This is a genomic window from Nonomuraea sp. WAC 01424, from assembly GCF_003947315.1.
In the GTDB taxonomy this organism is placed as follows: domain Bacteria; phylum Actinomycetota; class Actinomycetes; order Streptosporangiales; family Streptosporangiaceae; genus Nonomuraea; species Nonomuraea spiralis.
Map to the genome: position 1 here is coordinate 58,307 of NZ_QHHZ01000031.1, position 10,525 is coordinate 68,831.

Sequence of the window (10,525 nt, forward strand, 5' to 3'; positions counted from 1 at the left end):
GGCCGGCTCACCCGCCGTCCGGGAGCGCCTGGGACGCGCGGTGCCCCTCCGGCGGGAGCAGGGCGGCGAGGGCGTCGTCGTACGAGCTCTCCAGCCAGTAGTCGGAGTGCCAGCGCGTCCGGGGCAGCGGCTCGTGCGGGCCCGGCCGGGCGGGGTCCCAGCAGAAACGGTCCACCGACCCGGCCGGCGCGGGCGGCGCGAACGGATCGGTACGGCCGAACACCGGCCCCCCGATCGGGTCGCTCAGCCGGTAGAGGTTGATCCAGGTCACCGTGGCCCGTACGGCGGCCAGCCCGGCCCGGCCGAAGTAGGCGGGGAAGAAGGCGGCGTACAGGCGGCGCAGCGGCGAGCCGTGGGTGAGCAGCCCGACCCGGCCCGCGACCTCCGGCCGCAGTTGCAGCACCAGCGCGGCGGCCAGCACGCTGCCCTGGCTGTGCCCCGACAGGACGACCCGGTCCCGTTCGCCGTGGGTGAGCGTGTCCAGGCGGCCGACCAGCTCGGGGATCACACGTTCGGTGTAGCAGGGCGGGGCCAGCGGGTGGATGGCCCGCGGCCAGAAGGTGCAGATGTCCCACAGGATGCCGATCGTCCGGCGCAACCGGGAGTCGCCGAAGGTACGCCGGCCGAGCAGCACCAGCCCCACGACGACCGTGGTGAGCGCCCACGCGCCGACGGTGGCGAGCAGTCCCGCGACGCCGCCCTTCGGCGGGAGCAGCCGGGACAGGTTGATCACCGTGACGGCGGCGAACCCGGCCAGGCCGATCCACGTCACCAGCCCCAGCGCCGGCCCGGCCCGGTCGGTGAGCGAGGCCAGCGCCCACGTGTCGGCGACCGCGCAGCCGTTGGCCTGCCCGCCGTACGGCCCCTCCAGCCCGTCCCGCAGGGTGGCCGCGTACGTGCGGCGGATCCGCAGCAGGACGGCCGCCGCGCAGCCGAGGCCCACGGCCAGGACGGGGATCAGCGCGGCCGTCCACCAGACCGAGTCGTCGAGGAAGAGCCTGCGGCCCACGGCCTCCCCGTGGGCCAGGGACTCCGGCGAGTCGGGCACGCCGAGGAAGGAGGCCGTCCAGAACGTCACGCCCAGGGCCAGGGCGTTCGCCGCGCCGGTGGCCGCCATCAGCACGAACCAGCCCGCCACGCCGCCCATCGCCCGCGGCTCGCCCGTACGGTCCAGGCGGGCCAGCCGCCACGTGCCGGCCAGGATGAGCACCGCCAGCACGACCGTCAGGGCGAACGGCACCGAACCCGCCCCCGGCGCGGCCGTGTGCCGCGCGGACGCCGCCGGCCCCGGCGGGATCCCGGCCAGCGCCGCCGCGAACGTGCCCGCGTAGGCCAGCAGGGCCAGCAGCCGCACCAGGACGCAGGCGCGGTCGAGCAGCCGCCCGCCGCGCTCGGGGGCGCCGGGATCGGCCCGGCGGGCGGTGCCCGGCAGCAGCACCAGCACCATCGCCGCGACCGCCGGCACCCCGTTGACCAGGGACAGCGCCAGCCCGGCGGCCGACCCCGCGAACGGCATCGACACGGCCACCCCGATCGAGGCGACCGAGAAGCCGACGTGCGCGGCCCGCAACCGTCCCACCGGCGCGCCGCCCTGCCACAACCGCGGCCGGGCCCGTAGCAGGTCAGGACGGGCCACGCCGTCGCGCGGCATGGCCGTCTGCTCGTCGCGCTCCCACGTCCGCCGGGCCGCCGCCCACAGCAGGAGCACCACGACCAGCGGCACCAGCGAGGCGACGGCCAGCCGCGGCGAGTCGGCGGACGGCCACAGCGCCCCCATCCACCGCAGCCAGGCCGGAGCCGGGTCGAGGGTGCAGGCCCGGCCCGGGGCCGTGCACTGCCAGCCGACGAGGTCCACCGTGCACCTGGTCACGGCGCCCACCAGCGTGCCGGTGAGCAGCAGCGCGAACAGCCGCAACGCCGCCTCGACCGCATGCCGCAACCGCCGCGCCCCCTCCAGCCGGGCCCCCTCCGCGCGGGCCCCCTCCGGCCGCGCCCCCTCCGGTCGGGGCAGCATGAAGTAGGCCAGGTTGGCCAGCGAGAACGGCGACAACAGCAGCCACAGGGCGATGGTCCGCCCGCCCGAGGTGAGCCCGCCCCACGCGTACGCCTCGCGGTGGCGTACGCCGGGCACGTCCACGTGTTCGCCGGCCGGCTGCCCGGCGGGCCACCAGCGGCGGTAGAACCCGGTGGTGCCGTCGCCGGCGACCTGCCAGGGATGCGGGTGGTTGAGGATGTCCGCGGGAGGCGTGCCGGACACGCCGTGCACCCGCAGCTCGGTCACGCCCTCGACAGTGGCGTCGAGAAAACCATCCATACCCGCCAGGATCAGGTCAGAGCACCCGCCGACACCTGAGTAAGGGTGTACTCAAGGCCCTGCCCCGCCGACGATCGACATGCCGATACGTTGGTGTGCGTGACGACTGTTCCATTTGGCACCCCCCAGGTCGTTCGCCCGGCTGCGTCCAGGCTCGCGTGGCTGGACGCCCTGCGCGGCGTCGGCGCGCTCTCGGTCGTCGGCGAGCACCTGACGACCTGGGCCATGCCCTGGCTGCGTCCGACCTTCTTCAACCTGGGCGTGTACGGCGTCCTGGTGTTCTTCCTGGTCAGCGGCTACATCATCCCGTCGTCGCTGGAGCGGCACGGCGACGTGCGCGCCTTCTGGATCGGCCGCGCCTTTCGCCTCTACCCGCTCTACCTCGCCGTCATCACCGTGGTCCTGTCGCTGTCCTGGTGGATCCCGGTACGCGCCGAGGTGCCCAGGGACGCCTCCTCGGCCGCCGCGCACGCCACGATGCTGCTGGACGTCGTCGGCTCGGCCGGCGTCATGAACACGATGTGGACCCTCTCCTACGAGATGGTCTTCTACCTGCTGGTCACCGCCCTGTTCGTGACCGGCGTACGCGACCGGCGGGGGCTGATCGCCGTCGCCTTCGGCGTCGTCGCGCTCGTGGCGGGCCTCGTGCTGAGCGGCGCGCCGCCGCCCGGCGGCTGGCTGGCCTGGGTGTCGTTCGCGGTGTTCGCCGTCGGTCTGGCCTGTCTGATCACCGGTCGGCTGCGCACCGCGGCGGCGTGCGCGCTGGGCGTCATGGCGCTGGCCCTGCTGCTGCTGAGCAGCCGCGTCCCCTGGTTCGGGGCGGCGATCCTGGCGGTCATGTTCACCGGGACGGCGCTGCGCCGCTGGGAACGCGGCGAGGGCCCGCTGTGGCCGGTCGCCCTGGCCGCGTCCCTGGTGACGGTCGCCCCCTTCTGGGCGCTCAACGCCGGCTGGTGGTGGGTGCAGCCGGACGTGTGGGGGACGACCGTCGTCCTGGCGGGGCTGACGTTCGCGGCCGGCCTGGCCTTCCGCGCCCGCCGGGTGCCCGCCGTGCTCACCTGGCTCGGGCTGATGAGCTACTCCCTCTACCTGGTGCACCTTCCGCTGCTCATCGTCGTGATGGAGGTGGCGGGGGAGATGCGCTGGTCGCCGCTGCCGCTGCAGATCGGCGTCAGCGTGCTCTTCCTGGCGCTCGTGCTGCCGGCCAGTCGGCTGAGCTACCACTTCCTCGAACGCCCGATGCAGGGTCTCGGCCGCCGCCTGGCCGCCCCCTAGGCGCCCTCGTCTAGCGGCGCGGGTCGAGGACGAGCTTGCCGGTCGTACGCCGTTCCCGCAGCTCCTCGTGCACCTGCCGCACCTCCGACATCGGACGGTCGCCGCCGGAGACCACGCGCAGCTCGCCCGCCGTCACCAGTGCCGCCATCTCCGCGTACGCGCCGGCCAGGACGGCGGGCCGCTCGAAGGCGTTGAACAACCAGAAGCCGCTGACGGTCGCCGAGCGGCGCTGGAGGGCGCGCGGCGCGACCGGTTCGGGCTCCACGCCGCCCGCCATGCCGTAGAAGGCGAGCCGGCCGAACGGCGCCAGCGCCGCCAGGCTCTGGTCGGTGACCCGGCCGCCGGTCATCTCCAGGACGACGTCCACGGGCTCGCCGCCGTTGGCCGCGCGCAACGCCTCGGTGAGGTCGGCGGCGGCCGGGTCGACGGCGGCGTCCGCGCCCAGCGACAGGGCCAGCTCCCGCTTGGCGGGCGTGCTCGCCGTGGCGATGACCCGGCCCGCGCCCGCCGCCTTGGCCAGTTGCACCGCCAGCGAGCCGACGCCGCCCGCCGCCGCGTGCACGACCACGCTCTCCCCGGGCCGCACCCGGCCGGTGTGGCGGACCAGCCACCACGCGGTCAGCCCCTGGGCCAGCAGGGCGACCGCCGCGACGTCGTCGAGGTCCTCGGGCACGGAAAAGGCGCTCGCCTCCGTGATCGCGGCCTTCTCGGCGTACCCGCCCCGGTCCGTCAGGGCGGCCAGGCGGCGGCCGTCGGCGGTCCTGCCGACGACCTCGCCACCGGGGATGACCGGCAGCGTGGTCGCGGCCAGGTAGGCGTTCTCGCGCATGAGGGTGTCGGCGAAGTTCACGCCGCAGCGCGAGACGTCCACGACGACCTGGCCGGGGCCGGGACGGGGCTCGTCCACCTCCCGAACGCGCACGACCTCGGGGCCGCCGAACTCGGTGATCTGCACGGCTCGCATGTCCACTCCTATGGAATCTCGTACCAATTGGTACTCCGTACCATAAGGGACTGCGTCCGGGAGCGCTAGACTGGGTGTCGTGACCCAGCCCTCACTGCGCGTCCGCAAGCGGCGGCGAGCCCGTGACGAGATCATCGAGGCCGCCTACCGGCTCTTCGCCGAGCGCGGCTACGACGAGGTGACCGTCGCCGACATCGCCGAACGCGCCGAGGTGGGCCGCACGACGTTCTTCCGCTACTTCGGCGACAAGCAGGAGGTCCTCTTCGCCGGGGAGCAGGACCGGATCGACGACCTGGCCGCCCGCCACCGCGCGCTGCGCGGCGACCGCCCGCCCGGCCTGCCCGAGGCCCTGGCCCAGGTGCGCGAGCTCACCCTCGCCGTGTGCGCCGGCGCCACCCGCGACCCCGGCCGCTACGTCCTGCGCGAGCGGCTGATCGCCGACCACCCCGAGCTCGGCGACCGTACGGCGCGCAAACAGCGGCTCTTCGCCGCGACCATGACCGAGATCCTGCGCGAGCACGGCGCCGCGCCCGAGACGGCGGCCCTGGCCCCGCAGCTCGCGCTGGCCTGCTACACCGCCGGTCGCGCCGTCGCCGGAGACGACCCGGCGGCGCTGGCCCCCAGCGTGGCCGCCGCCTTCGACCGGCTCGGCCTCCTCCCGCCCGCGACCTGACCCCGGGTGGCGGCCCGGCTCAGCGCACGTGCACGCCGATCAGGCAGGTGTCGTCGTCGGTGTCGGAGTTGCAGTGGGTGAGCAGGTCGTCCAGCCGGTGGTCCAGCGTCGTCGCCGTACGCGAGGCGACCGCCAGCAGCCGGTCCTGGGCGTGGCGCAGGTTGTGGTCACGCCGCTCGATCAGGCCGTCGGTGTAGAGCAGCAGCGTGTCGTCGGGCTCCAACTGGAGCCGTCCCTCCTCGTAGACCGCGTCGGCGAACGCGCCGAGCAGCGGGCCCTTGACCATCGGCAGCTCGGTGCCCCGCGCGCGGCGCAGCAGGATCGGCGGCAGGTGACCCGCCCTGGCCCAGCGCAGGACGCGGGTGGCCGGGTCGTACACGCCGCAGATCGCGGTCGCGGTCATGCGGTCGGCGAGGTGGCGGGCGACCAGGTTGAGCCAGCCGAGCAGCTGCGCCGGGCCGCCGCCCGTCGTCGCCAGGCCGCGCAGCGCGTTGCGCAGCACGACCATGCCGGTCGCGGCCTCGACGCCGTGCCCGGCCACGTCGCCCACCGACAGCAGGACGCAGCCGGACGGCAGGACGACCGCGTCGTACCAGTCGCCGCCCACCAGGTCCTCCTTCTGCGCCGGACGGTAGCGGACCGCGATGCGCAGGCCGAAGGAGTCCATGCGGCCGTGCGAGGGCGGCATGATGGCGTGCTGGAGCTGCAGGGCCAGGCGGTTGCGGGCGGCGGACTGCCGTTCGGTGCGGGCCAGCCTGTCGCGGGTCACGGCCAGCGCGACCTCCGTCCAGTGTTGCGGAGAGACGTCCTGGTACGCCCCCCGCACCGCCGTCAGTCGCCCGTCCGGCCCGAACGCCGGCTCGGCCACCACCCGCAGATGGCGGGCCACCCCGTCGGGACGTTCCAGCCGGAACGCCGTCGCGGCCGGACGCCGGTGATGCAGCACCGCGCGCAGGAAGAGGCCCACGGCCACCTCGTCGTCGCGGTGCACGTGATCGCGCAGGCGTTCCAGCGGGACGGGCCGGGCGTCCGGCGGCAGGCCGTACAGGGAGAACATCTGGGCGTTCCAGGTGATCTCGCCGGTCAGGGCGTTCTCCTCGAAGCCGCCGATGCGGCCCAGGCGCTGGGCGTGCTCCAGCAGGCGGGCCTGGTCGTCGAGGTCGCGCCGGACGAGCAGCACGCTCCCGCCGTGGCGGGTGATGCTGACGCCGGACGCGGACGTCGCGGTGAAGGACATGTCGGCGGCGTGGAACGGCTCACCGGTCGCGTGCACGTGCTCGACCCTGGCCAGCAGCTCGCCCGCCGCGAACGGGTACGCCTCCAGCAGCAGCCCGCCCGCCCGCACCGCCGCCGGCCCGTTGGCGTGGTGGATGCGGAAGTCGGCGACGTCGCCCCGCGGATCGAGGTGCGGCACGAGGACGAACGCCGGGTCGGGCAGGGAGTCGGCCAGGTGGGCCAGCTCGGCCAGGGCGGCGTCGGCGTGGCCGGGCGGGCCGGGGGCGTTCAGGGTGAGGGCGCACAGGTCGGCCAGCGCCTCGATCTGGTGTTCCAGCCTGGGCGTGGGCTGGGGATGGTCCTCCGGCCAGCAGACCTCCAGGACGCCGAGCACCCGCCCGGCCACCCGGGCCAGGGCGGTCACCCGGCCGCCGGTGAGCTGGTGGCGGCCGATCGAGGGCGGCCCCGGCCTGTCGTGCCACAGGGTGCGGCGCTGGAGGAGCGTGCTGGTGGCCGGGGTGATCAGGCCCGGGGGGACCTGCCGCCAGAGCCCGGCCTCCTCGGCGCCGAAGCCCGCGTGACCGGCCAGCGTGAGCGAGGTGTCGGGCCCGGCCGCCCACACCGCGACCGCCGTCGCCCCGATGGGCAGGAGGGCCGTCTCCAGCACCGCGTGGGCCGCGGCCTGCACGTCGGCCGCGCCGAGCGCCGCGCTCTCGGCCGTACGCAGCCGCACCCCCGCCGCCCCGCCCCCGGCCTCCGCATCGGCCGTCGGGGTGGTGACGCGGTCGGTGACGGGGTCGGGGGTGGTGCGGTTGACGACGTCGGCCGCCAATTCGGTCAGGGACCGGCCGGTCCTGGCCGCCAGCGTGGCGAGCTGGGCGGCGGCCTGCGCAGGGGCGCAGCGCAGGCGCTCGACCAGGATGCCCTTCGCCAGCTCGACCAGCGCGCGGTCGTCGGCCGCGCGGCGGGCCTCGTCCAGCTCGGCGCGCAGGCGTTCGACGGTCGCGGCCAGCCTGGCCAGGCCCGTCTCCTCCGCGGAACTCCCCATGGCGCGACTCCTCACCGCGTCAGGCCGGATCCATCCAATGCTGGATACGGTCGATGAGCTGGTCGGCGTCCACCGGTTTGGTCACGTGGTCGCTGGCCCCGGCCGCCAGCGACTTCTCCTGGTCGCCCGGCATCGCCTTGGCGGTGACCGCGATGATCGGCAGGTCGGCGTAACTGGGCATCGCGCGGATCGTCTCGATCGCCGTGTAGCCATCCATCTCGGGCATCATCACGTCCATCAGGATCAGGTCCGTCTCGGGATGGGCGGTCAGGGTGTCGATGCCCTTGCGGCCGTTCTCGGCGTGCAGCACGTTGACGCCGTGGATCTCCAGCATGCTGGTCAGCGCGAACAGGTTGCGTACGTCGTCGTCCACCACCAGCACCGTGCGCCCGGACAGCGTGTTGTCGATCTCCCGCCCGGACGCCGTCCCCACGGACCGGGACCTCACCAGCGGCAGTACGTCGCCGGGCTGGTCGGCGGTCAGGTGCAGGGCGATGCGTTCGCGCAGCTCGTCGAGGCTGGACAGCAGCTCCAGCGGCCGGTCGCCGATCCGCGCGTCCTGCGGCGGGGTGGACCGCCAGTTGTTGTAGGCCAGCACCGGCACGCCGCGCAGCCCCGGATCGCCGTCCATCGTCTCCAGCAGGCCGTAGGCGGCCAGGTCGGGCAGGTCGAGATCCAGTACGACGCAGTGGCAGGGCTCGGCGGCCAGCAGGGCCGCCGCCTCCTCCGCGCCCGCCGCCGCGACCACCGCGACGGCCCCGCCCAGCGAGTCGTGCGAACCGGCCAGGCCGCTCACCACGCTCTCGGCCACCAGCGACAGCAGCCCGTGGGCGCGTTCCTCGATCACCAGCAGTCGCCGCGGCTGACCGGCCACCGGCGGCGCGACGGTCTCGGCGGGCGCGACGCTCTGCTCGTGCCCCTCGAAGCCGGGCCGCGCGACCGGCAGGTAGAGGGTGAACACGCTGCCCCGGCCCGGCGTGCTCCGGACGGTGATCGCGCCGCCGAGCAGGTAGGCGATCTCGCGGCTGATGGACAGGCCGAGGCCGGTGCCGCCGTACTTGCGGCTGGTGGTGCCGTCGGCCTGCTGGAACGCCCCGAAGATCACCTCAAGCTGCTGCTCGGGGATGCCGACGCCGGTGTCCATGACCCGTACCGCGATGGCGGGGGCGTGCTGGCGTACCGAGGCGGGCAGCTCGCCGCGGGCGGCCGGTTCGATGCGCAGTTCGACGCTGCCGGTCTCGGTGAACTTGACCGCGTTCGACAGCAGGTTGCGCAGCACCTGGCGCAGCCGCGAGTCGTCGGTGAACAGGTCGGCGGGCACGCCCGGCGCGGTGGTGACGCGGAAGTCGAGGCTCTTCTGCGAGGTCATCGGCCGGAACGTGGCCTCGACGTAGTCCAGGAGCTGGCGCAACGGCACCCATTCGGGATTGATGTCCATCTTGCCCGCCTCGACCTTGGACAGGTCGAGGATGTCGTTGATCAGTTGCAGCAGGTCGGAACCGGCCGAGTGGATGATCCCGGCGTACTCGACCTGCTTGGGCGTCAGGTTGCGCGTGTGGTTCTGGGCCAGGAGCTGGGCCAGGATGAGCAGCGAGTTGAGCGGCGTACGCAGCTCGTGGCTCATGTTGGCCAGGAACTCGCTCTTGTACGTCGAGGCCAGCGTGAGCTGGTGGGCCCGGTCCTCCAGCTCCTGCCTGGCCTGCTCGATCTCCAGGTTCTTGGTCTCGATGTCCTGGTTCTGGCGGACCAGCAGCGTCGCCTTCTCCTCCAGCTCGGCGTTGGAGCGCTGGAGTTCCTCCTGCTGCTGCTGCAACTCCTCCGAACGGGCCTGCAACTCGACGGCCAGCCGCTGCGACTCCTTGAGCAGCTCGTCGGTACGGGCGTTGGCCACGATCGTGTTGAGGTTGACCCCGATCGTCTCCATGAGCTGGTCGAGGAAGACCAGATGGACCGGCGTGAACGCCTGCACCGAGGCCAGCTCGATCACGCCGAGCACCTGCTCCTCCACCACGATCGGCAACACGATCACCGAACGCGGGTCGGTCCTGCCGAGCCCCGAGGAGATCGTGATGTAGCCGGGCGGGAGGTCGGCCATCGCGATCGTCCTGCGGCTGCGGGCGGCCTGCCCGACCAGCGCCTCGCCGAGGCGGAATCTGGTGGGGCGGTCGGGGTCGGCGGGGTAGCCGTAGGCGCTGATGAGCTGGAGTTCGTTCTCCTCGGCGGAGAAGAAGGCGCCGTACTGGGCGCTGACGAGCGGGGCGAGTTCGTTCATCACGAGTTCGGCGACGGTGGCCAGGTCGCGGTGGCCCTGCATGAGGCCGGACATGCTGGCGAGGTTGGACTTGAGCCAGTCCTGTTGCTCGTTGGCGGTGGTGGTCTCGCGCAGGGACTTGACCATCGAGTTGATGTTGTCCTTGAGGTCGGCCAGTTCGCCTTCGGCGTCGACGGTGATCGAGCGGGTCAGGTCGCCTGAGGTGACGGCGCTGGTGACCTCGGCGATGGCGCGTACCTGGCGGGTGAGGTTGGCGGCCAGCTCGTTGACGTTCTCGGTCAGGCGTTTCCAGGTGCCGGACACACCCTCGACCTCGGCCTGGCCGCCCAGCCTGCCCTCCCGGCCCACCTCGCGGGCGACGCGGGTGACCTCCGCGGCGAAGGAGGACAGCTGGTCGACCATGGTGTTGATCGTGGTCTTCAGCTCAAGGATCTCGCCGCGGGCGTCGACGTCGATCTTCCTGGTCAGGTCGCCCCTCGCTACCGCGGTGGTGACCTGGGCGATGCTGCGGACCTGGTTGGTCAGGTTGTCGGCCATCGAGTTGACGTTGTCGGTGAGGTCCTTCCAGGTGCCCGACACCCCGCGTACGGTGGCCTGACCGCCGAGGTTGCCCTCGGTGCCGACTTCGCGGGCGACGCGGGTGACTTCGTCGGCGAAGGCGGACAGCTGGTCGACCATCGTGTTGATGGTCTCCTTGAGTTCGAGGATCTCGCCCCGGGCGTCGACGCGGATCTTCTGGGTGAGGTCGCCCTTGGCGACGGCGG

The 10,525-nt window shown here is 73.6% G+C and carries 6 protein-coding genes; 2 read left to right on the forward strand and 4 right to left on the reverse strand.

The window, feature by feature from the left end; all coding sequences use genetic code 11:
- Nucleotides 1-7: 7 nt before the first annotated feature.
- Complete coding sequence (locus DMB42_RS56220) at nucleotides 8-2,314, reverse strand: hypothetical protein (RefSeq protein ID WP_125648951.1); 2,307 nt, start codon at nucleotides 2,312-2,314, stop codon at nucleotides 8-10.
- Nucleotides 2,315-2,413: 99 nt separating this feature from the next.
- On the opposite strand from DMB42_RS56220, the gene DMB42_RS50855 reads away from it, so the two are divergent.
- On the forward strand, nucleotides 2,414-3,589 hold the full coding sequence (locus tag DMB42_RS50855; RefSeq protein WP_125648954.1) for an acyltransferase: 1,176 nt from the start codon (nucleotides 2,414-2,416) through the stop codon (nucleotides 3,587-3,589).
- 10 nt (nucleotides 3,590-3,599) lie between these two features.
- Here DMB42_RS50855 and DMB42_RS50860 read toward each other — a convergent pair whose 3' ends face one another.
- On the reverse strand, nucleotides 3,600-4,553 hold the full coding sequence (locus tag DMB42_RS50860) for a zinc-binding dehydrogenase (protein ID WP_125648957.1): 954 nt from the start codon (nucleotides 4,551-4,553) through the stop codon (nucleotides 3,600-3,602).
- Between the two features lie 79 nt (nucleotides 4,554-4,632).
- Between DMB42_RS50860 and DMB42_RS50865 the strand changes: the two genes are divergently transcribed.
- A complete protein-coding gene (locus DMB42_RS50865; protein WP_221762732.1) occupies nucleotides 4,633-5,226 on the forward strand; it encodes a TetR/AcrR family transcriptional regulator in 594 nt (197 codons plus the stop codon).
- 19 nt (nucleotides 5,227-5,245) lie between these two features.
- Here DMB42_RS50865 and DMB42_RS50870 read toward each other — a convergent pair whose 3' ends face one another.
- Together DMB42_RS50870 and DMB42_RS50875 are read right to left on the reverse strand one after the other, a co-directional pair.
- Nucleotides 5,246-7,489, reverse strand: coding sequence for a SpoIIE family protein phosphatase (locus DMB42_RS50870; RefSeq protein ID WP_125648963.1), 2,244 nt, complete (start codon nucleotides 7,487-7,489; stop codon nucleotides 5,246-5,248).
- A gap of 19 nt (nucleotides 7,490-7,508) precedes the next feature.
- Nucleotides 7,509-10,525 (reverse strand): response regulator (locus DMB42_RS50875; RefSeq protein ID WP_125648966.1); only part of this gene is annotated, 3,017 nt, incomplete at its 5' end.

Coding starts and splice junctions, on each gene's coding strand:
- DMB42_RS50870 (WP_125648963.1), bottom strand. CDS start 7,489: ATGGGGAGTTCCGCGGAGGAGACGGGCCTGGCCAGGCTGGCCGCGACC.
- DMB42_RS50860 (WP_125648957.1), bottom strand. CDS start 4,553: ATGCGAGCCGTGCAGATCACCGAGTTCGGCGGCCCCGAGGTCGTGCGC.
- DMB42_RS56220 (WP_125648951.1), bottom strand. CDS start 2,314: ATGGATGGTTTTCTCGACGCCACTGTCGAGGGCGTGACCGAGCTGCGG.